Origin of the sequence: Devosia sp. BK (genome assembly GCF_032907385.1) — a bacterium.
Classification (GTDB): domain Bacteria; phylum Pseudomonadota; class Alphaproteobacteria; order Rhizobiales; family Devosiaceae; genus Devosia.
Genome location: NZ_JAIMBX010000002.1, coordinates 483,601 through 504,572, shown reverse-complemented (window position 1 = coordinate 504,572; position 20,972 = coordinate 483,601). Strand labels below are relative to the sequence as shown.

Genomic DNA, 20,972 nt, shown 5'->3' with positions numbered 1-20,972 from the left:
TTCTGTTGGAACCGGCTGCAACTGAGGAGGGGGCGGATGTGTTGTTCAGGTCTCAGCCAAAGGAAAATGCCATGACCACCGCTCCAAAAGACGAGGCAGCCGCCATGAAAGACGGCAAGAAACCTGGCCCCAAGGAATCACCTGTGCAAGTGCGCAATGCAGGCGAAGAAGCGCAGGCTGACAAACCCAAGAAATGGGATAAGGTGGACGAAGCTGTCGACGAGAGCTTTCCTGCCAGTGACGCCACCGCGAAGTATTGACCTGCCCGCGTGGGCCTAACCTGCCATTTGACGAGGACAAATCCGCCATGGCAGCACAAGCCCATCATGGGGCCAGTGAACAAGCCAAAGCGAGCAAACTCAAGCCGCGACGGCCACAACCCGTCGCGCTCTATCTGTTCGCACTCGTCCTCGTCATTCTCATTCCAGCGCTTATCGTCGCGCTCGTCCTGCTCAACAGCACCAATGATGCGCAGGAAGAAGTGGTCGAGGCGCTGACCAATGCTACCGTTCAGGCGATGGGACAGTCGGTCGATCGCGAGGTCGCCGGCATGATCACGACATTGCGCGTTCTCTCGTCCGACCAATCGCTCGAAGGCGGGCAATTGGGTGAATTTCACCGGCGCGCCGTTATCGCACTCGCTGGTACCGGATCCTACCTGATCGGCGTCGACAACACGGGCAATCAACTGCTCAATACGCGGGTCGCCTTTGGCGATCCGCTGTCGCGTTCCTCGGACTTTGAAACTGCGCAGCGTAGTTTGGAGCGCGGACGGCCGACCGTTTCGGGCCTTTTCTTCGGCAAGGTCGCGCAGACCTGGGTCTATAATGTGTGGTTGCCGTTGCCCGACGGCGCGCCTGTCAGGCTCTTGGCGCTGACGCAGAATGCTCGCGACCTAATCCCCGTCCTTCAATCGCGCGAACTGCCGCAGGGCTGGAACGCTGCGCTGGTCGATGGACAGAACACGATCATTTCTTCGACGACCGGCGACGAATTCGCCATTGGCGACACGCTGCCGATGCGGCGCGACCCGAAGACGCAACTCCCCGGCTGGACCGAAGAAACGATCCGGAACGATAAGGTCGTGACGGCTGAATGGCGTTCGGCGATCACCGGATGGCGCATCGTTGCCTGGGCCTCGGCAGGCGACGTGAAACGGCCGCTTGGCGAATCCCTCATGCAGCTTGCTGCCTGGGGGCTGATCATTGCGATCGTCGCCTCGCTCATCGCCTTTTTCATCGCGCAGCAGTTGAGCCTTTCCGTCCGCGGATTGAGACTCGACGCGCAGCGTCTGGGGCGCGGCGAAGCGGTGTTTGAGCGGCATTATCCGGTGGGCGAGATCGACGAGGTTTCAAAAGCCCTGGTGCTTGCCTCGCGACAGCGGCAGACGGCGGAGCGCGACGTGCGCTTCCTGATGCGTGAACTGGCGCACCGCTCGAAAAACCAGATGGCGGTTATTTCCGCCATGGCCAAGCAGACCTCGCGCGGCGCGACGGATGTGCCGAGCTATGTACAGGCGCTCGAACGCCGGATCATGGGCTTGGCGCGATCGACCGACCTGTTGCTTGCGCATGGCCGGGCGGGCGTGTCGTTGCGCGAATTGATCGACCTGCAGCTTGCGCCTTTCCGGCCGCACGACGAGGCGCGCGTAACCATCGACGGACCCGATACGCGGATCAATCCGCAGGGCGCGCAGATCCTTGGGATGGCGCTCCATGAACTGGCGGTCAATGCCACGCAATATGGTGCCTTTGCCGATGAGCGTGGCAAGCTCACACTCGCCTGGTCCGAAAACGGCGATGAGTTGGAGATGCGCTGGCGCGAGACGCTTTCAGGGCCTCTCAAGGCGAGCGAACGCGCCGGGTTTGGCACGACTGTCCTCCGCGCTATGGTGGGCGGCGCGCTTGGCGCCAAGGTCGAGCGGCATGAACATCCCGATGGGGTCGAATGGACGATCGACATTCCCGTCTCGGCCCTTGATCCGGCCTTTGCCGCGGTGCGCCCCGACGAGCAGATCGAGGACCGGCAGGGCGAATAAGTCTGGCAATGCCAGCCTTCTTGCACTATATCGACCGCCAGCAGGCCCATTGCCCGCCTATTACCGGCCCTTCCTGGACGACATCCTGGCTTGGGCTCTTCATCCTCAAATATACAAGGATATGCAGATGTCGATTACCGCTGAGCGCAAGAGCGACCTCATCCAGGAATATGCAACCAAGGCAAACGATACCGGTTCGCCGGAAGTCCAGGTCGCTATCCTGTCCGAACGCATTGCCAACCTGACCGAGCACTTCAAGGACCACTCCAAGGACAACCACTCCCGTCGTGGTCTCCTCAAGCTGGTTTCGACGCGTCGAAGCCTCCTCGACTACCTCAAGAAGGTCGACGAGAACCGCTACAAGACGCTGATCGAAAAGCTCGGCCTGCGCCGCTAAGCACATTCCGGCACGGAGGTCCGCCTCCGTGCCGGTTGCCCTTTCAGGGAGCGTTTTTACGTAAAAGTGGATGCCGCTTTTCGATAACGTGACGATCTGAAAAAGGGCTACTTCCAGGAGCAGTAAGCTCCCTTAGGCCGGCGGTGCCGGAGCATGGCAGGATTATTGGCGCCTTCCGCTGTGGAGACGCTTGTTGTCTTGTCCATGTTCTCAATCTGCCAGATTGAAACAGTGCCTGATTTTGAGCCGGTGCGCACATGGGGTGCGGCGCCGGTGCGGGCACACCGGAAGCGTTCGTGGGCCCTCGCCTAGCCCGCGTTCCCGCGCTCCGGACAGAATGGAAAGACAAAACATGTCGATCAAGTTTGATCACCATAAGGTTGAGCTCAACTGGGGCGGTCAGCCGCTGACGCTCGAGACCGGCAAGATCGCCCGCCAGGCTGATGGCGCCGTGCTCGCGACGCTGGGTGAAACCGTGCTGCTCGCGACCGTTGTTTCGGCCAAATCGGCCAAGCCCGGCCAGGACTTTTTCCCGCTGACCGTGAACTACCAAGAAAAGTATTTTGCCGCCGGCAAGATCCCGGGTGGCTATTTCAAGCGTGAAGGCCGCCCGACCGAAAACGAGACGCTGACGAGCCGCCTCATCGACCGTCCGATCCGCCCGCTCTTCCCCGACGGCTACAAGAACGAGACCCAGGTGGTCGTTACCGTTCTGCAGCACGACATGGAAAACAATCCAGACGTGCTCGCCATGGTCGCAGCCTCGGCTGCCCTCACCATCTCCGGCGTGCCTTTCATGGGCCCGATCGGTGCGGCGCGCGTCGCCTATATCGATGGCGCCTATGTGCTGAACCCTTCCATTGATCGCCGTTCGGATTCCAAGCTCGATCTCGTCATGGCCGGCACGCAGGATGCCGTGCTGATGGTTGAATCGGAAGCTCAGGAGCTCTCCGAAGAGGTCATGCTCGGCGCCGTGATGTTCGGCCATGCCGAAAGCGCCAAGGTGATCCAGGCCATCATCAAGCTCGCCGAGCTGGCCGCCAAGGAACCGCGCGACTTCCAGGCTCCGGACTTTTCGGCGCTCGAAGCCGAAGTTCTGGCCATTGCCGAAGCCGATCTCCGCGCTGCATACCAGATTACCGAAAAGGCCCAGCGCTATGCTGCGGTCGATGCCGCCAATGCCAAGGTCAAGGAAGCTTTTGCTGCCAAGATCGAAGCCGGCGAACTCGCCAAGGAAGAACTGGGCGAAGTCGTCCACAATCTCCAGGCCAAGATCGTGCGCTGGAACATTCTTGATACCGGCAGCCGCATCGACGGCCGGGACCTCAAGACCGTTCGCCCGATCCTTGCTGAAGTCGGCGTTCTGCCCCGCACCCATGGCTCGGCCATCTTTACGCGTGGCGAAACCCAGGCACTGGTAGTTGCAACTCTTGGTACGGCCGAAGACGAGCAGTTCATCGACTCGCTCGAAGGCACCAAGAAGGAAAACTTCCTGCTGCACTACAACTTCCCTCCCTACTCGGTTGGTGAAGCTGGTCGCATGGGTTCGCCCGGCCGTCGCGAAATCGGCCATGGCAAGCTCGCCTGGCGCGCGATCAACCCGATCCGTCCGTCGATGGAAGAATTCCCCTACACCGTCCGCGTGGTATCGGAAATCACCGAGTCGAACGGCTCTTCCTCGATGGCAACCGTCTGCGGCACTTCGCTCGCACTGATGGATGCCGGCGTGCCGATGAAGCGTCCCGTGGCCGGTATTGCCATGGGTCTGATCCTCGAAGGCGAGAAGTTCGCGGTTCTTTCCGACATCCTCGGCGACGAAGATCACCTCGGCGACATGGACTTCAAGGTGGCTGGTACCGATCAGGGCGTGACCTCGCTCCAGATGGATATCAAGATCGCCGGCATCACCGAAGAGATCATGAAGATCGCCCTGGCCCAGGCCAAGGAAGGTCGTATCCACATCCTCGGCGAAATGGCCAGTGCGCTCTCGGAAAGCCGTGGCGAAGTGGGCGAATTCGCTCCCCGCATCGAAACCCTGAAGATCCCAACCGACAAGATCCGTGAAGTGATCGGCACCGGTGGCAAGGTCATTCGCGAAATCGTCGAAAAGACCGGCGCCAAGATCAACATCGAAGACGATGGCACCGTGAAGGTTTCGTCCTCGGACGGCACCCAGATCGAAGCTGCGATCAAGTGGATCAAGTCGATCACCGACGAAGCTGAAGTCGGCGCGATCTACCAGGGCACCGTGGTCAAGACCGCCGATTTCGGCGCCTTCGTGAACTTCTTTGGCGCCAAGGACGGCCTCGTCCATATTTCCCAGCTTGCCGAAGCTCGCGTTGCCAAGACCACCGACGTGGTCAAGGAAGGCGACAAGGTCTGGGTCAAGCTTCTCGGCTTTGACGAGCGCGGCAAGGTCCGCCTCTCCATGAAGGTTGTCGATCAGGCAACCGGCAAGGAACTGGTCAAGGAAGCCAAAGAAGCCGACGCCGAATAAGGTCTTCTAAGCCTTTTCACGTTAGGGTTCGGACCAAGGTCCGGACCCTTTTTCCTGGCCAGAAATTCACAGCCGCGTGAGACCTGTGCTTTTTTAGCAACAGGTCAGACTGTGATCACATTGTGGCGAGGAACTGCCGCATTCGTGCCACGTTAAGCGGCAGAAGCGTTACTGCAAGGGACGAGGCATTGTCTCGATGTCCCATTGCCCTCCAGAGGTTTGAGTTTTGATTTCCCGCCGCTTGTTTCTCCTCGGCCTTTCCGCCACCACCCTGGCTGCCTGCTCCACCACCCGCCAGCCTGTGATGCAGGAACCGGTCATCGACCCCTACTATGTGCGCATGTATGGCCCAATGCCGTCGGAACCCTATCCGGTTGCGGCTATGGACCTGCGCCGCGTCGACCCCAAGTGGTGGCGTCAGGAAGTGGAATATTTCACGACCGAACGTCCGGGCACGATCGTCGTCGATACGCCGGCTCACTATCTCTATCTCGTGATGGAGAACAATCGTGCGCTGCGTTACGGCGTTGGCGTCGGCAAGGACGAAGCTCTGGTGTTCCGTGGCAATGCCACGATCGGGCGCAAGGCTGAATGGCCGCGCTGGACCCCTACCAAGTCGATGATTGCGCGCGAACCAGACCGTTATGGCCCCTATGCCGGCGGCATGGCTCCCGGCGAAACCAACCCACTCGGGCCGCGCGCGCTTTACCTCTACAAGAACGGCGCCGATACCCTCTTCCGCATTCACGGCACCACCGAGCCCTACACCATCGGCACCAATGTGTCGTCAGGCTGTATTCGGTTGATGAACCAGGATGTGATCGACCTCTACTCTCGCGTTCCGGTTGGAACACGCGTAACGGTGATCAACGCCTAATCCTGTTACGCAACCAGGACGCAATGTCCGCGTAATAGACCTGTCGGAGTATTGTTCGACAGTTTTTAGAAAATTGCCGGTTGCGGACCATACCGTAGTCACCCGCTTCCGGCATTTCAGAGCCCGTTCCGCAAGGAGCGGGCTCTTTCTGTTTTGGGGATCGCCAGGGACATCCGCCATTGCTAGCGTCCCAATATGTTCGTCCTTATCAATGGCTCATTCGGCATCGGGAAGACGACGCTTGCAAAGCGCCTCGCTGCGGACATGCCCGGCGCGGTCATCTCCGATCCTGAGGATGTGGGCTACGTGCTACAACGCACGCCCGCGTTCCTGCTCGGCATGAAACGAAAACCGGCCGATTATCAGGACATGGCGCTTTGGCGCCGGTTGATCGTCATGCAAGCGGTGCTGAAGCATCGAAGCGCACGGGTTGTGATCGTGCCGATGGCCTTCACAGACAGAACGTATTTTGCCGCGCTCGAGACAAAACTGGCGCAGACAGCGCCGGTGCTCAAGCTCTGTCTCATTGCGCCGCTGGCGACAGTACGCGAGCGGCTCGAGGCGCGGGCAGCATCGGAAAAGCGTCCGCTGGGAGAGTTTGAAATCAGGCGCTCGGCTCAATGCGTTGCGGCGCACGCCGATCCAATATTTGGACGCCCGGTGGACGCGATGCAAGCGCCCGATGTTTTGGCCGCTACAGTGCGGGCCATGATTGATGCGGAAGCCTTTAGGCCAGCAGCGCCATGAGCTTCTTGTCCGCGCGACTTTTCGCGGCGGCTTCGGGCGTGATGTGGTCGAGGACTTCGGTAAGGAATGCTTTGCGCGTAGCAGGATCTGGAAAGGCATCGAGAGGCAAGACCAGAGCAATAATGCCCGAGAGAAAGCTCAGGCTCTCAGGGGTCGCGAAAACGCCTTCAATGCCGCCCCAGCGCAGGAAGAAGTCGATGTCGTCGTCTTTCCAGCGAAGGCCTGCATCGTCCGCCGTGAACTGCATCGGGCTGCGCGGGTGGGCCGCGTTCACATATTTGGCCGAGTAGCGATAGAGCCAGGGGATCATCACCTTGGAATAAAAGATGCCCACAAGGATGAAGAGCACGAAGATCAGCGCATAGTCCGGCACCTGCGGCAGGACAGTATTATGAAGCACGATGCCGCCCGCGGCCGAAAGAGCACCGCCGATCACCATCATCCCGTAGAGAATGGCATTGGCGCGGACACGATAGGCTTTGGGATAGCGATGACGCGCAACAACGGCGCTGGCTTTGAACAGATCCTCGAAGTCGACTTGATAGGTGAGGCTGAAGGGCTGCATCGAGGCTCCGGGACTAGAGGGTGGCAAGGGCGGCCGGGATAGTCATGCCGGGCAACCAATGGATGGCAGACCAGCCATGAGCGCGGGCAGCAAGGACATTGGCTTCGGTGTCGTCGATAAGAACGATGCTGTCGCCTTTGCTGGCGAGAGCACGGTCGACGTGGGCATAGAATTCGGGGCTCGGCTTTTTGTGGCCGATCGCGGCGGAATAGAATATGCCGTCGACCTCGGCGGCAAGGGCGAGGGTTTCCATAAGGTAGTTGGCGCGAAGATGCTCTTGATTGGTCGCGAGATATACCGGATGGCCGGCGGCGCGCAGCTCGCGCATGGCGTCGCGAACTTGGGTGTCGAGGCGCGAGTCGTTTTTGAACCAGTAGTCGATCAGTGTCTGGGCTGAAACGTGAGGCGCGATGGTTTTCAGAGCCTCGGTCAGTTCGGGGACCAGCGGCTTCTGTCCGGTGACGATGGCAGACCAGCTGGGCCGAAAGAAGCCTGACTGCAGGGCTTCAAGGGAAATGCCGAGGTCGACTTCAAGGTCCGTGAAGAGATGCGCACCGTCTTGCGGGCGGCCGGTGACGAGGACGCCATCGACGTCCATCAGAATAGTTTTTTGCATTTTGTTCCCCGCTTCTGCGATCTGCTCGGCCGCCCCCTCATCCGGCCCGTTGGGCCACCTTCTCCCCGAGGGGAAGAAGAATGGATAAAGCCGACAAGCAAGAGAACAGAGAAAACAAAAAAGGCGCAGCCGTGGCTGCGCCTGATTTTTCTTGAGGAGCGAGAACGCCTAGAGCGTGCGCTGGACGGTCTCGACGCGGAAGCATTCGATGACGTCGTTGGCGCGGATGTCTTCGTAGTTCTCGAAAGCCATACCGCATTCCTGGCCGGTCTGGACTTCCTTGACTTCGTCCTTGAAGCGCTTGAGCGTCTTGAGCTTGCCTTCGTGGATAACGACGTTGTCGCGGAGGAGGCGAACGCCGGCGCCGCGTTCCACGATGCCTTCGGTGACCTGGCAACCGGCAACCTTGCCGACCTTGGTGATCTGGAAGACTTCGAGAATTTTTGCGTAGCCGATGAAGGTTTCGCGACGTTCGGGCTTGAGAAGACCGGACATGGCGTTCTTCACGTCATCAACGAGATCGTAGATGACGTTGTAGTAGCGCAGTTCGATACCGTCGCGGGTCGCGAGCTCATTGGCCTGCTTGTTGGCGCGGACGTTGAAGCCCATGACGATGGCGTTGGACGCTGCCGCAAGGGTGACGTCCGACTCGGTAATGCCGCCAACGCCGCTCATCAGGATCTGGGCCGACACTTCGTCGGTCGACAGCTTGTTGAGCGAAGCAACGATCGCTTCGACCGAACCCTGCACGTCAGCCTTGATGATCAGCGGGAACTTGGAGATGCCGGCGATCTTGAGCTGATTCATCATCTGCTCAAGGCTCGTTGCACCGCCGCCGGCCGTCTTTTCACGGATGGCGCGCTGACGATATTCGGTGACCTCACGGGCACGGGCTTCGGTCTCGACGACCGAGAAGCGGTCGCCGGCCGATGGCACGCCGGTAAAGCCGAGGACTTCCACTGGAATGGACGGGCCTGCGGATTTGACCTGTTCGCCCTTGTCGTTGATGAGGGCGCGAACACGGGCAAACTCGGTACCAGCGACGAGAATGTCGCCGATGGAGAGCGTACCGCGCTGCACGAGAACCGTTGCCACGGCACCGCGACCACGATCGAGCTTGGCTTCGATGACAAGACCTTCGGCGCGACCATCACGGGCAACGCGAAGTTCGAGAACTTCGGCCTGCAGCAGGATGGTTTCGAGGAGCTTGTCGAGACCAGCCTGGGTCTTTGCCGAAACTTCTACGTCGAGCACGTCGCCGCCCATCGATTCGACGAACACTTCGTGCTGCAGCAGTTCGGTGCGAACGCGCTGCGGATTGGCTTCGGGCTTATCCATCTTGTTGATGGCGACGATGATCGGAACACCAGCCGCCTTGGCGTGCTTAATGGATTCGATCGTCTGCGGCATGACGCCGTCGTCTGCAGCCACCACTAGGACGGCGATATCGGTTGCCTGGGCACCGCGAGCACGCATGGCGGTGAACGCCTCGTGGCCCGGGGTATCGAGGAACGTGATCTTGCTGCCGTTCTTTTCGACCTGATAGGCGCCGATGTGCTGGGTAATGCCGCCGGCTTCGCCCGAAACCACATTGGCTTCGCGGATGGCGTCAAGGAGCGAGGTCTTGCCGTGGTCGACGTGACCCATGATGGTCACGACCGGCGCACGATCGGTCAGATCCTCGGCCTTATCGTCGGACTGGATGTCGAAGAGACCTTCTTCAACGTCGGCATCCGAAACGCGCTTGACCGTGTGGCCCAGTTCCGAGGCGATCAGTTCGGCCGTATCGGCGTCGATCACATCGTTGATAGTCGCCATCTGGCCCTGCTGCATCAGCATCTTGATGACGGTGACGGAGCGTTCGGCCATGCGGTTGGCGAGTTCGGCAACCGTAATGACTTCCGGGATGATGACTTCGCGGCTGAGTTTTGGCGCATCCTGCTGGTTGCGGCCCATCTTCTTGTCGCGACGACGCTTCATGGCCGCAAGCGAAGGACCACGATCGCGATCGTTTTCCGTCGTGGCGCTCGAAACGGTCAGGCGACCGCGTGCCGAAGCGTCATTGTCATTGCGGCGCGACGGACGCTCGGGCTGAGCGCGCGAGGCGCGGCGAGCGTTTTCGAGTTCGGCTTCGGTCGTCGGACGCTGCTGTGGCGCGCCGGTACGAACGCGACGGCCATCGGCCTCGCTCGGTGCGGCGGGCGGCACATTGCCGATCGGGGCCATGCCGGCGCCGGCAGGACGACGATCGCCGGCCGGACGAGTTCCTGTGCCAGCGGGACGCGTGCCAGTCGAACCGGCAGGACGCGTACCAGTCGAACCGGCAGGGCGTGCATTGGGGTTAGGACGCGCGTTCGGATTGGGACGTTCACCATCCGGGCGGCCGGTCGGGCGCTCGTTGGACGGACGCTCGCTCCGCTGCGGACGGCTAGCCTGGCCTGGACGACCCGACACCGTGCGCACCTGGGACGGACCCGGATTGCGCTGGCTGGCCGGCACGAAGGGTTCGCGCGGCTGTTCAGGTTCGCTTGGTGCCGGAGCCTCTTCGACAGGCGCAGCCACGACGTCGTCTTCGACGCGACGGGCTTCATCGGCCTGGCGACGCTCTTCTTCCTGACGAGCGGCTTCTTCGCGCACCTGACGGCGACGATTGTCGTCTTCGATGCGGCGCGCTTCTTCGGCAGCAAAGCGTTCCTTGTCCTCTTCGGCGCGAGCGCCGGCGAGAGCAAGGGCCCTTTGACGGGCTTCGGCTTCAGCAGCCGAGAGGCCAAGCGGAGCACGCTGGGTCTGCATGGGGCGGCCCTGCGGACGACCCGAGCCACCCGGCCGGCCACCGCCGGTCTGAGCGCCACCGGCCGGCACACCGGCGGGTTTTGGAACAACGCGGGTGCGCTTTTCCACGACCACCGTCGAGCGCGAAGGACCGCGCGACGTGCCCGCGCGATTCCCGAGACCCGACCCGCTCTTGAGGGTCAGTGTCTTCTTCGCGCCAGCATCGTCGGAACGCTTGTCGTCGTTATCAGCCATACTTCCTATCGTCTTTCGTCCTGTTCCACGGACAAAAGCACACCGGACGCCGCAGAGCGGTCGGTGTCGTTATCCGTCGGATTGGCAATGTAGCGGGCCAGTCTATTAGCCTTTTCCAGTGCCGATTGGGCTGCTGCCCCTGTCATGAGGGCAGCATGTATCACATTTTCTAGTCCAAGTGCCAAACCCAATTGCGTGCTTGAGAGCAATTCGAAATGGGGCACTTGTTTACCGGCTGCGCTGCCCTCGCGTCGGGCATGATTGAGGGCGCGCAGGGCCCCCAGCATCTTGTTCTTGCCATCTGCGGCACCATCGGTGGCCGAGAGGAGAGCGATAAGCTGACCGCCCTCGATGGCACTTTTCACCTTCATGCCGCCAGAGGTGAACTGGCCGGCTTTTCGCGCCATGGCGAGAGCCGAAGAAAATCTTTGTTCAAGGCGCAGGCGCGTCAGGTCTGCCAAATCGACCGGGACAGTGACCTGCTCCTTGAGGCTGCGTGCAAAAGCCTTCTTGCGCACAGCTTCTTCGACCGAAGCATGGCTCAGCGTTATCCAAACGCCGCGGCCTTCGGCTTTGGCGTCCGTATCGGGCACTATAGTGCCATCTGGGCCGAGCACGAAACGAATAAGGTCCTCAACCGGCTTTTCGAGCCGGGTGAGAGCACATGTTCTTATCGTTTCAACGGGCCGGGGCAAGACACTTCTCCGAAGAAAGCGGTCCTTAGACCGCTTCCTCCGTCGTGTCGTCGCCTTGTTCTTCGGCGACTTCATCGGCGGTAATCCAGCCAGCGCGGAGGCGGGCCTGGAGGATCATGTCTTCGGCTTCTTCGCGGCTCACGGGGAAGTCCTTGAATGTTCCCTCGAAGCGCTTGGTTTCGCCATCCTTGCGTTCGCTCCAGCCGACGAGATCGTCAGCGGCGCAGCCGGCAAAGTCTTCCACGGTCTTGATGTCTTCCTTGCCGAGCGCAACGAGCATAGCCGCGTTGAGGCCCGGAATTTCATAAAGGTCTTCATCGACGCCAAGCGCAATGCGCTCATCATCGAACTTGCGTTCGATTTCGGCGAGGTATTCAGAAGCACGGTTCTGGATTTCGCCAGCGGTTTCTTCGTCGAAACCTTCGATCGAGGCGATTTCATTGGGTTCGATATAGGCGAGCTCTTCGACCGAAGAGAAGCCTTCCGAAGCCAATAGTTGGGCAACCATCTCGTCGACGTCAAGGGCCTGCATGAACAGGGTCGAGCGTTCGGTGAATTCTTTGTGGCGGCGTTCGCTTTCTTCCTGCTCGGTCAGGATATCGATATCCCAACCAATGAGCTGGCTCGCGAGGCGTACGTTCTGGCCACGGCGACCGATGGCGAGCGAGAGCTGTTCATCGGGAACGACGACTTCGATGCGCTCGGCCTGTTCGTCGAGAACCACCTTGGCGACATCGGCCGGCTGCAGCGCGGAAACCACGAGATCGGCAATGGTGTCGGTCCAGGGAATGATGTCGATCTTTTCGCCCTGGAGTTCGGCAACGACCGCCTGAACACGGCTACCACGCATACCGACGCAGGCGCCGACGGGGTCGATCGAGGAATCGTTCGAGGTCACGGCGATCTTGGCGCGCGAACCCGGATCGCGAGCGATCGAGCGGATGGTGATCACGCCATCATAGATTTCCGGCACTTCCTGCATGAACAGCTTGGCCATGAACTGCGGATGGGTGCGCGAGAGGAAAATCTGCGGACCGCGCTGTTCGCGACGCACGTCATAAACATAGGCGCGGACCCGGTCGCCATAGCGGAACATTTCGCGCGGGATCAGCTCGTCGCGGCGAATGATGGCTTCGCCACGGCCGAGATCGACGATCACATTGCCATATTCGACGCGCTTGACGGTGCCGTTGACGATCTCGCCGACGCGGCTCGAATATTCTTCGAACATGCGATCACGCTCGGCATCGCGCACCTTCTGCACGATGACCTGCTTGGCCGACTGGGCGGCGATACGGCCGAATTCCATCGGCGGCAGCGGCTCGGTGAGGAAGTCACCGATCTTGGCTTCGGGCGACTTGGTTTTGGCGAACTTGAGGTTGACCTGGCGGCTTGGCTCTTCGACTTCCTCGACGATTTCGAGGAGGCGCCACATGCGCGTTTCGCCCGAGCGCGGATTGATCTCGACCTTGATCTCGGTTTCGGCGCCATAACGGCCCTTAGCGGCCTTTTCCATGGCATCCTGCATCGCTTCGATCACGACCATACGGTCGATCGACTTTTCGCGGGCGACGGCATCCGCGATCTGCAGCAGCTCAAGGCGATTTGCGCTAACGGCCATTTATTTGTTCTCCTCGGAGAAAGTATCGTCGTTGTCGGCATCGGCATATTCGACCGTTTCGGTCTCGTCGTCGTCGATCGGATGCAGTTCCTGATCGGCGCGTGCCATATCCATCAATTTGTCGGTCATCACGAGCTTGGCTTCCGACAGGGTCGAGAACGCAAGCTTGTGGTCGGGATTGGTGCCGCCCGGCGCATCGGGCAGGCGGATAGTCACGCCGTCGTCGTCGACGGCGATGATATCGCCCCGAAAACGCTTGCGGCCATTGATCATGTCGAGCAATTCGACCTTGGCCTCGTGGCCGAGGAAACGCTCGAAATCACGCTTGCGCACCAGTGGCCGATCGATGCCGGCAGAGGACACTTCGAGGTGATATTCGCGCTCGATCGGATCTTCGACGTCGAGAACCGGCGAAAGATCCTTCGATAGCGCTTCGCAATCATTGATGTTGAAGCGGCCGTTTTCGTCTTCAGCCATGATCTGCAGGGTGCAGCCGTTTTCAGGCGTGATCTTCACCCGAACCAGCGCATAGCCCAATCCATTGGCCACCGGCTCGACGATGCGCGAGATACGCGCTTCGAGCCCGGTTTCCTTGATGTAGCGTTTTTCGGTGAGGTCGAAAGCCAATTGGGGTCCCAGATAAGCAAAAAGAGCGGGGCCGGTCCGGCGCCCACCCTCTCAATGAGAGCAACGATGTTGAGCTCCATATAGACCGCAATGCTGCTTGTGGCAAGGGTCGGCCTTTGTCGGGACGGGTACCAAGGTGCGCAACATTGGCCTAATATGCTGACATCAAACAAAAGTGCGGCTCACTTTGCTGCCCCGAGCCTTGGAGCTTTGCATGTCCAACGCCAGTTCCTTCTCAAATCCGCCTGGGAGCGAAGATGATCGGCTGAAGGCCCTTGCCCGCTACGATATTCTCGATACTCCGCCAGAACCGGCCTTCGACCGGGTGGCGCGGCTGGTCCAGATGATTTTCGGGGTGACGACCTCCGCCGTCTCGCTGATCGATGCGCACAGGCAATGGATCAAGGCGGGGCGTGGGCTCGATTTCACAGAGGTCGCTTTGAGCAACAGCTTTTGCAATCAGGCGATTCGCGAAAAACAGGCACTGGTGGTTCGGGACCTGACAGAGGACGACCGGTTTCGCGACAATCCCTATGTGACCGGGGACCCCAATGTGCGCTTTTATGCTGGCACACCGATCCGCACGCCGGACGGGCACAATATCGGAACGGTCTGCGCCATGGATTCGGGCCCGCGGAACTTTTCCGAGAAGGATGTCGCGATTCTTGAGGAATTGGCCGAAATCGTGATGGACGAGATCGAGTTGCGCCGTCTTGCCAGCACCGACGGGTTGACCGGGCTCAGTACCCGCCGCGCCTTCAAGGAGGAAGCGGAGCGCTTCGTCGAACTTGCGCGACGGCATCGCAGCACCCTCAGCGCCATCAGCTTCGACATCGATCATTTCAAGACGATCAATGATACCTACGGGCATGCGGCCGGCGACATGGTGCTCAAGGCCATAAGCGAAGTTGCGGCAGCGACACCGCGGCAGAGCGATATCGTGGGGCGGCTCGGTGGCGAAGAGTTTGCCCTCGTCCTCCCAGGAGCCGATATCAACTCAGCTCTGGCTGTGGCGGAAAAGCTCAGGCTTGCTGTCAGCGCCTTACAATTCCCCGGCAGCCAGCCACCATTCCAAGTCACCGCAAGTTTCGGCGTTGCCGCGCTCGATCCGGGCCGAGACGATCTCGAAAGCCTTCTAATCAAGGCTGACGAAGCGCTTTATGACGCAAAGCGAAACGGGCGCGACCGCGTTGTGGCCTGGACTGGGACGCTGGCCACTACCAAGCCTTTCGAGCGCCAGCGGGTCTTGAAGGCAGGACGGCTCGTTCTTCGCAGGCAGAATTTTGCGTGCGATTGCAGCGTGCGCGCACTCTGGGACGATGGCGCGGAAGTGCATATTGCCAGCGGGCTCGATGTGCCTGATGTGGTGACGCTCGAAATTCCCGATGCGGCGATGAGCTGGGAAGGACGCGTCGTCCTGCGCCGTCCCAACGGGCTCGAACTGCAGTTTTTGTGAGCCTATTCCTATCAGCCCGCGTGGCACGCACCGGCAGGTAAGCCAGTATCCATCCGGTGACCGGGTATCCTTATAAACACCTGATTTCACTTGAAAAACCGTCATACCCAATTTGGGAAATACAAGAGCGAAAAATCGTCATTTCGTTTCTTGGAGACAGATTTTGGGGGCCTATTTCTGGAGTGTTCAAACGAAAGGAACACTCCAAATGATCAAGAACACCATGCTCGCCCTGACCGCCATTGCCCTCGTTGCCGGCGCTGCCGCACCAAGCTTTGCCGCCACCAGCCTCGGCGACAGCAACAACGACAAGAGCTACCTGACCGACGAAGTCGCCAACGACTATACCCTTGCCCGCCTCAACGAAAAGGGCATCAAGGCAACGTCCGTCGAAGACTGGAATGGTCTCGTGCGCGCTTTCGTGACCAAGGAAGATGGCACTCAGGCCATGCAGTTCTTTGATGCGGATACGCTGGCCCCAGTCTCCATCTAAAGACTGAAGCGTCTGACGCTCCTGGCGCTGCCGATCATCGGCAGCGCCCGAAGCTTGAAGATCAATCGATAGTGGCGCCGCTGATCCGGTCGAAATTATCCCGGGCGGCTTCCATAGCCTCGCGGTTGCGCAGCACAAAGGTCTGGAAAGAATCGACGAGCTCCAGGAGATCGAGCCCGAGTTCGGTCAGCGCATAATCGACGCGCGGTGGAATGGTGGCAAAAGCGGTGCGCGAGATGAAACCATCGCGCTCAAGTTCGCGCAAAGTGGACGACAAGGTCTTCTGAGAAATGCCGGCCAGCGAACGGCGGATTTCATTGAAGCGCAATGTGCCAGCACGCAATTCCGAGACGACGACCAAAGTCCATTTCCCCGCCCGCAATTCCAAGAGAGCCCTGTCTTGGGACGAAAGGGAAAGCGGTACGGACATGTTTGGGCTCCGAGGCCAGTCAATCAAAGGCCGGAGTGGTCTTCACGGCGGCGTGTTGCCGATATGGGAAGTTTTTGCCAAAGCGGAAGAGGGCAGCATTCCGAACTCGGCGTTCGCCGAAACGAAACGATCAGCGCCTGAAGAAGGTGAAATAAAAGCTGATAAGGCGCCCCTCTCGACGGGCCTTTTGCTCGTAGCGCGTCGGCTGCCAGCCGGGATAAGGCGTATGCCAACTGCCGGGCGCGTCCGGAGCAAAGGTGAAGAGCGGCTCGCGCACGATGTGGGCCAGGGTCCAATCGGCATAGTCTTCGATATCGCTGGCAAAGTGGAACGTGCCGCCCGGACGGATGACGCGGGCGAGTTCCTTGAGCGTCACTGGCGAGACGAAGCGACGCTTATGGTGGCGCGTTTTGGGCCAGGGATCGGGATAAAGGAGATAGACCGCGTCGACGCTGGCATCGGGCAGCGTCACGAGAAGTTTTAGCGCATCATCGGTGAAGAGGCGGACGTTTTCGATGCCGTTCGCAAGGATGGCCTGGACCATCTTGCCGATGCCGCCCGTAAAAACCTCGCAGCCGATAAAGCCGGTTTCTGGTTCTTCGGTCGCCTTGCGCGCCAGATGCTCGCCACCGCCATAGCCGATCTCGATGACGATGCGCTTGGCTTCCGGGAACAGGGTCTTAGGATCAAACTGTTCGCCCAGCGTGATTTCAAGCTCGGGCAGGGCTTGATCTACCTGAGCCTTCTGCCCGCCATGCAGCTTCTTTCCGGAGCGGCGGCCAAAAAAGGCGCGCTGTTCGCCATCGCGAGTTTTGGGAAGCTGGTGGTCGGTCATGGCAGAACAATTTCAAAAAAGCGAAGGCCTCTCCCCGCATCGCGGAAAAGAGGCCTTGCGTCAATCCAAAGCGAGGATCAGGCCACCGCGGCCTTGAGAGCCTTCACGAGATCGGTCTTTTCCCAGGAGAAGCTGCCGTCGCGGCCCGGCTTGCGGCCGAAATGACCATATGCGGAGGTTTTGGCGTAGATGGGCTTGTTGAGGTCAAGATGCGTGCGGATGCCGCGCGGCGTCAGGTCCATCACCTCGGCCAGGGCCTTTTCGAGCCTGGCTTCGTCGACCTTGCCGGTGCCGTGGAGGTCGACATAGATCGAGAGCGGCTTGGCAACGCCGATGGCGTAGCTGAGCTGAATCGTGGCGCGCTCGGCAAGGCCGGCGGCGACGACGTTTTTGGCCAGATAACGGGCCGCATAGGCAGCAGATCGATCGACCTTGGTCGGGTCCTTGCCCGAGAAGGCGCCACCACCATGCGGTGCTGCGCCACCATAGGTGTCGACGATGATCTTGCGACCGGTGAGGCCAGCATCGCCGTCGGGGCCACCAACGACGAACTTGCCGGTCGGGTTCACGTGCCAGACGGTCTCGTCGCTGATCCAGCCTTCGGGCAGGGCCGCTCGGATGATCGGTTCGACGATCTTGCGGACATCGGCAGAGGTCAGCGATTCGTCGAGGTGCTGGGTCGATAGCACGATCTGGGTAACGCCGACCGGGTGGCCATTTTCATAGCGAATGGTGACCTGGCTCTTCGCATCAGGCCCGAGCTTGCCGGCGGGGCCCTCGTTGGCCTTGCGGGCAATGGTCAGGTCTTCGAGGATCTTGTGAGCGTAGTAGATCGGGGCGGGCAGGAGTTCTGGGGTTTCCCGGCTCGCATAGCCAAACATGATGCCCTGATCGCCAGCACCGACATCCTTGTTGCCCGACTCATCGACACCCTGGGCGATATCGGCCGACTGGCCATGGAGCAGGACTTCGATCTTGGCCGTCTTCCAGTGGAAGCCAGACTGTTCGTAGCCGATGGCGCGAATGGCCTTGCGGGCGGCGGACTTAAACTTTGACGGATTGACCAGCGGCGCACCCGACGCATCGGTCAGGACATTGCCTGCCTTGTCCTTCTTGAGAAGGGTCTCGGGCACGCGGACTTCGCCGGCGATGACGAGACGGTTGGTCGTTGCGAGGGTTTCGCAGGCGATGCGAACCTTTGCCGGGTCCATGCCGACTTTCTTGGCTTCGCGGAAGACGAGGTCGACGATCTCGTCGGAAATGCGGTCGCAGACCTTGTCGGGATGGCCTTCGGAAACCGACTCGGAGGTGAACTGATAGGACGATCGTGCCACGCGGCGGCTCCAGAATGCAGAAAATGGGCCAAAATGGCCAAAACTAGCGGTTTTGTGACATTCGTCCTCTTTGCGGTCAAGCGTCATATAAAGAAATCTTGATATGACCCTTCGGCAAGGTTGAGCAATTCTTGCTTATCGCCGGTGCCTTTCCATCGCCGTCTTGCTGTGCCAAGGAATGACCAAGACGAAGAGTGGGAACAACCATGGCTATTCGAGTGCATCGCGGCGATCTGCCCAACCTGAATAATTACGGCCGCGAAGTCGCTATCGACACCGAAACCATGGGCCTCAATCCGCATCGCGACCGGCTCTGTCTCGTGCAGCTGTCGCCGGGCGATGGCAGCGCTGACATCATTCAACTGCCCAAGGATCCGGCCGAGGCGCCGAACCTCGTCAAACTGCTCACCGATCCCGGCGTCACCAAGATCTTTCACTATGCGCGCTTCGATGTCGCAGTGTTGCAGCAGCGCTTTGGCGTCGTGACCGGGCCGATCTATTGCACGAAGATCGCCTCGCGCCTTGTGCGGACCTATACCGACCGGCATGGGCTCAAAGAATTGGCGCGTGAACTGCTTAATGTCGATCTTTCCAAGCAGCAGCAGAGCTCGGACTGGGGCAATGAAAAGCTTAGCGATGCGCAGCTCGATTATGCTGCCTCGGACGTGCTTTATCTCCACGATCTCAAGCGCCATCTCGATCGCATGCTGAAGCGCGAAAACCGGATGGAACTGGCGCAATCCTGCTTTGATTTCGTCAAGACGCGTTGTGCGCTCGACCTGCTAGGCTGGCAGGAAACCGACATTTTTGCGCATAGCTGAGGTCCGAGCGTGACGACGGCGGACGGCTCAGAGCGGTCTCGACATTACCGGCGCTTGATGCGCCGGAATCGCATGGTCGGACTTATGCGGTTTGCGGTGCCCGCTGCCGGTCTCGTCATTCTCGCGATATTGCTGATTCAGATCGCAATATCGAGTTTTGGGGCGCGCTATGGCATTGGCACCGTTACCGTCGATCAGGACCGCGTCCGGGTCGAGGCGCCAGAATATGCCGGGACCATGTCGGATGGCTCGACCTATCGCGTCTGGGCCGAAGAAGCCGAAGCGAAAATCGAAAACACCGATCTCATCGAATTGGCCAATGCCCGCGTCGAGGTCAACCGCAATGACGGTCTGCGCCGCGAAGCGTCAGCAAGCCGGGGCGTGCTCGACACGATCCATCAGCAGGTGGTGATTGAAGGCTCGACCGATATCGGCGATTCGAGCGGAACTTCGGGCCGGCTGGTCGATTCGGTGTTTGATTGGCTAAGCCAGACTTTGACCACGCAGGGCGCCGTATCGATCGACTATGCCGATGGCACGACGATCCGGGCCAAGGGCATGGTGCACGAAGCCGAACTTGGCCGCTGGACATTTAACAACGCGATCGTCACCTTGCCCTCAACTCCCGGGGAAAATCAGTAATGCGTCTCAAAAGCTTTGGTCTTGCTGCCGTTCTGGCGCTGATGCTGGCGCCGGCTGCATTGGCGCAGACCCCGGTCGAAATTTCGGCCGACACGTTTACGGTTGAAGAATCGGCGCAGCAGGCGGTGTTCACCGGCAATGTGGTGGTCAAGCACCCTACCGCCAATGTCTGGGCCGACAAGGTCGTCGCTTCTTATGGCGAAGGCGGCACCAGCGACATCAAGACCTTTGAAGCTACCGGCAATGTGCGCATCGAAACCGATGACCAGAACGCAACAGGCGAACGGGCCGTCTTTACCCCCAGCGATCAATTGATGCGGCTGACGGGCAATGTGAAGGTCACCAATGCCGGCGGTACGGTCAATGCCGAAGAATTGGTGGTCAATCTCGAAACCAATGTCTCGACCTTTACCGCCAAGCAGGGTGGCCGGGTGACCGGGGTCTTCACCTCGCAATGAGCCAGACGCGTCTTGATCAATCCGGCTGGCTGGTTGCCCAGGGCCTTGCCAAGAGCTTTGGCAAACGAGCGGTGGTGCGTGACGTCTCGCTCGCGGTGCGGCGGGGCGAAGCTGTCGGGCTTTTAGGGCCCAATGGGGCGGGCAAGACCACGGTTTTCACCATGATCATGGGGCTCGTGCGGCCCGATGCCGGGAAAATCCAGCTCGATGGCAATGACATCACCCATTTGCCGCTGTTTCAGCGCGGACAATTGGGGATCGGATATCTGCCGCAGGAGCCGTCGATCTTTCGCGGTATGACGGTCGAGGGCAATATCCTTGCGATCCTTGAAAACACGGTGCGCGGACGGGCCGAGCGCAAGCAGCGGCTCAGGCAGTTGCTCGACGAGTTTTCGATTTCCCATCTTGCCAAATCCAATGCGCTTTCGCTCTCGGGTGGCGAGCGGCGGCGCGTGGAAATTGCGCGCGCGCTGGCGGCCGAGCCGATCTTCATGCTGCTTGATGAACCCTTTGCCGGCGTCGATCCCATTGCCGTGGCAGAAGTGAAGGGTCTTGTGCGGCAGTTGACCCAACGCGGCATCGGCGTGCTGATCACCGATCACGCGGTGCGCGAGACGCTTGGGCTAGTGGATCGGGCCTATGTGATCCATGGCGGTTCGGTGATGATCCAGGGTAAGCCCGAAACAATTTCGGCGGACCCCGACGCACGCCGCGTCTATCTCGGCGAAAATTTCCAGTTCTAGTACACACTTCAACTGGCACGGAACTTGCCCTCAAAAACGAATTGCGTCATGGT

General features: G+C 60.0%; 21 protein-coding genes. 12 read left to right on the top strand and 9 right to left on the bottom strand.

The features are described from left to right. The first annotated feature begins 71 nt into the window (after positions 1 to 71). The 6 genes from DevBK_RS14410 (at position 72) to DevBK_RS14385 (ending at position 6,556) form a co-directional block, all read left to right on the top strand. A complete protein-coding gene (locus DevBK_RS14410) occupies positions 72 to 260 on the top strand; it encodes a hypothetical protein (RefSeq protein WP_061908621.1) in 189 nt (62 codons plus the stop codon). Between the two features lie 47 nt (positions 261 to 307). After that, entirely contained in the window at positions 308 to 2,038 is a 1,731-nt protein-coding gene (locus DevBK_RS14405) for a sensor histidine kinase (protein WP_062628719.1), read from the top strand. Positions 2,039 to 2,165: 127 nt separating this feature from the next. Beyond that, positions 2,166 to 2,435, top strand: a complete 270-nt coding sequence (gene rpsO, locus DevBK_RS14400; RefSeq protein ID WP_061908913.1) for a 30S ribosomal protein S15 — start codon at positions 2,166 to 2,168, stop codon at positions 2,433 to 2,435. A 352-nt stretch (positions 2,436 to 2,787) separates the two neighbouring features. Next, complete coding sequence (gene pnp, locus DevBK_RS14395) at positions 2,788 to 4,932, top strand: polyribonucleotide nucleotidyltransferase (RefSeq protein WP_317185939.1); 2,145 nt, start codon at positions 2,788 to 2,790, stop codon at positions 4,930 to 4,932. 226 nt (positions 4,933 to 5,158) lie between these two features. Continuing rightward, a complete protein-coding gene (locus tag DevBK_RS14390; RefSeq protein WP_061908618.1) occupies positions 5,159 to 5,809 on the top strand; it encodes a L,D-transpeptidase in 651 nt (216 codons plus the stop codon). A gap of 195 nt (positions 5,810 to 6,004) precedes the next feature. Beyond that, on the top strand, positions 6,005 to 6,556 hold the full coding sequence (locus DevBK_RS14385; RefSeq protein ID WP_317185938.1) for an AAA family ATPase: 552 nt from the start codon (positions 6,005 to 6,007) through the stop codon (positions 6,554 to 6,556). Here DevBK_RS14385 and DevBK_RS14380 read toward each other — a convergent pair. The 6 genes from DevBK_RS14380 to rimP all read right to left on the bottom strand — a co-directional run bounded on the left by DevBK_RS14380 (position 6,537) and on the right by rimP (position 13,707). Then, complete coding sequence (locus DevBK_RS14380; RefSeq protein ID WP_317185937.1) at positions 6,537 to 7,121, bottom strand: hypothetical protein; 585 nt, start codon at positions 7,119 to 7,121, stop codon at positions 6,537 to 6,539. The genes DevBK_RS14385 and DevBK_RS14380 overlap by 20 nt on opposite strands. A gap of 13 nt (positions 7,122 to 7,134) precedes the next feature. Further along, positions 7,135 to 7,737 carry an HAD-IA family hydrolase gene (locus DevBK_RS14375; protein ID WP_317185936.1) on the bottom strand — a complete coding sequence of 201 codons (603 nt, stop codon included), beginning with the start codon at positions 7,735 to 7,737 and terminating at the stop codon, positions 7,135 to 7,137. A 168-nt stretch (positions 7,738 to 7,905) separates the two neighbouring features. Next, positions 7,906 to 10,530, bottom strand: coding sequence for a translation initiation factor IF-2 (gene infB / locus DevBK_RS14370; protein ID WP_244487082.1), 2,625 nt, complete (start codon positions 10,528 to 10,530; stop codon positions 7,906 to 7,908). A gap of 239 nt (positions 10,531 to 10,769) precedes the next feature. Beyond that, positions 10,770 to 11,459, bottom strand: a complete 690-nt coding sequence (locus DevBK_RS14365; protein ID WP_162236019.1) for an RNA-binding protein — start codon at positions 11,457 to 11,459, stop codon at positions 10,770 to 10,772. Between the two features lie 25 nt (positions 11,460 to 11,484). Beyond that, positions 11,485 to 13,080, bottom strand: a complete 1,596-nt coding sequence (nusA, locus tag DevBK_RS14360) for a transcription termination factor NusA (protein WP_061908612.1) — start codon at positions 13,078 to 13,080, stop codon at positions 11,485 to 11,487. Beyond that, positions 13,081 to 13,707 carry a ribosome maturation factor RimP gene (rimP, locus tag DevBK_RS14355; RefSeq protein ID WP_082511665.1) on the bottom strand — a complete coding sequence of 209 codons (627 nt, stop codon included), beginning with the start codon at positions 13,705 to 13,707 and terminating at the stop codon, positions 13,081 to 13,083. It lies immediately after the preceding gene. A gap of 214 nt (positions 13,708 to 13,921) precedes the next feature. On the opposite strand from rimP, the gene DevBK_RS14350 reads away from it, so the two are divergent. Both DevBK_RS14350 and DevBK_RS14345 read left to right on the top strand, forming a co-directional pair. Continuing rightward, entirely contained in the window at positions 13,922 to 15,163 is a 1,242-nt protein-coding gene (locus tag DevBK_RS14350) for a sensor domain-containing diguanylate cyclase (protein ID WP_317185935.1), read from the top strand. 208 nt (positions 15,164 to 15,371) lie between these two features. Continuing rightward, on the top strand, positions 15,372 to 15,656 hold the full coding sequence (locus tag DevBK_RS14345) for a hypothetical protein (RefSeq protein WP_061908609.1): 285 nt from the start codon (positions 15,372 to 15,374) through the stop codon (positions 15,654 to 15,656). Between the two features lie 61 nt (positions 15,657 to 15,717). Here the strand turns inward: DevBK_RS14345 and DevBK_RS14340 are convergent, their stop codons facing one another. The 3 genes from DevBK_RS14340 to metK form a co-directional block, all read right to left on the bottom strand. Continuing rightward, positions 15,718 to 16,086, bottom strand: coding sequence for a helix-turn-helix domain-containing protein (locus DevBK_RS14340; RefSeq protein ID WP_317185934.1), 369 nt, complete (start codon positions 16,084 to 16,086; stop codon positions 15,718 to 15,720). 130 nt (positions 16,087 to 16,216) lie between these two features. Further along, positions 16,217 to 16,921 carry a tRNA (guanosine(46)-N7)-methyltransferase TrmB gene (gene trmB, locus DevBK_RS14335; RefSeq protein WP_062628711.1) on the bottom strand — a complete coding sequence of 235 codons (705 nt, stop codon included), beginning with the start codon at positions 16,919 to 16,921 and terminating at the stop codon, positions 16,217 to 16,219. Between the two features lie 77 nt (positions 16,922 to 16,998). Then, positions 16,999 to 18,255, bottom strand: coding sequence for a methionine adenosyltransferase (gene metK, locus DevBK_RS14330; protein WP_317185933.1), 1,257 nt, complete (start codon positions 18,253 to 18,255; stop codon positions 16,999 to 17,001). A 206-nt stretch (positions 18,256 to 18,461) separates the two neighbouring features. Here metK and DevBK_RS14325 point away from each other — a divergent pair, with 206 nt between their 5' ends. The 4 genes from DevBK_RS14325 (at position 18,462) to lptB (ending at position 20,919) form a co-directional block, all read left to right on the top strand. Further along, positions 18,462 to 19,076: a ribonuclease D gene (locus DevBK_RS14325; protein WP_061908606.1), complete on the top strand. Its 615-nt coding sequence runs from the start codon at positions 18,462 to 18,464 to the stop codon at positions 19,074 to 19,076. Between the two features lie 72 nt (positions 19,077 to 19,148). Next, complete coding sequence (locus tag DevBK_RS14320) at positions 19,149 to 19,718, top strand: hypothetical protein (protein ID WP_317185932.1); 570 nt, start codon at positions 19,149 to 19,151, stop codon at positions 19,716 to 19,718. After that, positions 19,718 to 20,176 (top strand): lipopolysaccharide transport periplasmic protein LptA, encoded by a 459-nt coding sequence (gene lptA, locus DevBK_RS14315; RefSeq protein WP_317185931.1) that lies wholly within the window; start codon positions 19,718 to 19,720, stop codon positions 20,174 to 20,176. Before DevBK_RS14320 ends, lptA begins: the two co-directional genes overlap by 1 nt. Then, positions 20,092 to 20,919, top strand: coding sequence for an LPS export ABC transporter ATP-binding protein (gene lptB / locus DevBK_RS14310; RefSeq protein ID WP_410494081.1), 828 nt, complete (start codon positions 20,092 to 20,094; stop codon positions 20,917 to 20,919). Before lptA ends, lptB begins: the two co-directional genes overlap by 85 nt. The last annotated feature ends 53 nt before the right edge of the window (positions 20,920 to 20,972 follow it).

Excerpts from the sequence above, each read along its gene's own strand:
- pnp (WP_317185939.1), top strand. The coding sequence starts at position 2,788 with ATGTCGATCAAGTTTGATCACCATAAGGTTGAGCTCAACTGGGGCGGT.
- DevBK_RS14405 (WP_062628719.1), top strand. The coding sequence starts at position 308 with ATGGCAGCACAAGCCCATCATGGGGCCAGTGAACAAGCCAAAGCGAGC.
- DevBK_RS14345 (WP_061908609.1), top strand. The coding sequence starts at position 15,372 with ATGATCAAGAACACCATGCTCGCCCTGACCGCCATTGCCCTCGTTGCC.
- DevBK_RS14320 (WP_317185932.1), top strand. The coding sequence starts at position 19,149 with ATGGTCGGACTTATGCGGTTTGCGGTGCCCGCTGCCGGTCTCGTCATT.
- DevBK_RS14380 (WP_317185937.1), bottom strand. The coding sequence starts at position 7,121 with ATGCAGCCCTTCAGCCTCACCTATCAAGTCGACTTCGAGGATCTGTTC.
- DevBK_RS14385 (WP_317185938.1), top strand. The coding sequence starts at position 6,005 with ATGTTCGTCCTTATCAATGGCTCATTCGGCATCGGGAAGACGACGCTT.
- DevBK_RS14410 (WP_061908621.1), top strand. The coding sequence starts at position 72 with ATGACCACCGCTCCAAAAGACGAGGCAGCCGCCATGAAAGACGGCAAG.
- trmB (WP_062628711.1), bottom strand. The coding sequence starts at position 16,921 with ATGACCGACCACCAGCTTCCCAAAACTCGCGATGGCGAACAGCGCGCC.
- lptA (WP_317185931.1), top strand. The coding sequence starts at position 19,718 with ATGCGTCTCAAAAGCTTTGGTCTTGCTGCCGTTCTGGCGCTGATGCTG.
- nusA (WP_061908612.1), bottom strand. The coding sequence starts at position 13,080 with ATGGCCGTTAGCGCAAATCGCCTTGAGCTGCTGCAGATCGCGGATGCC.
- DevBK_RS14375 (WP_317185936.1), bottom strand. The coding sequence starts at position 7,737 with ATGCAAAAAACTATTCTGATGGACGTCGATGGCGTCCTCGTCACCGGC.
- DevBK_RS14340 (WP_317185934.1), bottom strand. The coding sequence starts at position 16,086 with ATGTCCGTACCGCTTTCCCTTTCGTCCCAAGACAGGGCTCTCTTGGAA.
- DevBK_RS14325 (WP_061908606.1), top strand. The coding sequence starts at position 18,462 with ATGGCTATTCGAGTGCATCGCGGCGATCTGCCCAACCTGAATAATTAC.
- DevBK_RS14350 (WP_317185935.1), top strand. The coding sequence starts at position 13,922 with ATGTCCAACGCCAGTTCCTTCTCAAATCCGCCTGGGAGCGAAGATGAT.
- rpsO (WP_061908913.1), top strand. The coding sequence starts at position 2,166 with ATGTCGATTACCGCTGAGCGCAAGAGCGACCTCATCCAGGAATATGCA.
- infB (WP_244487082.1), bottom strand. The coding sequence starts at position 10,530 with ATGCAGACCCAGCGTGCTCCGCTTGGCCTCTCGGCTGCTGAAGCCGAA.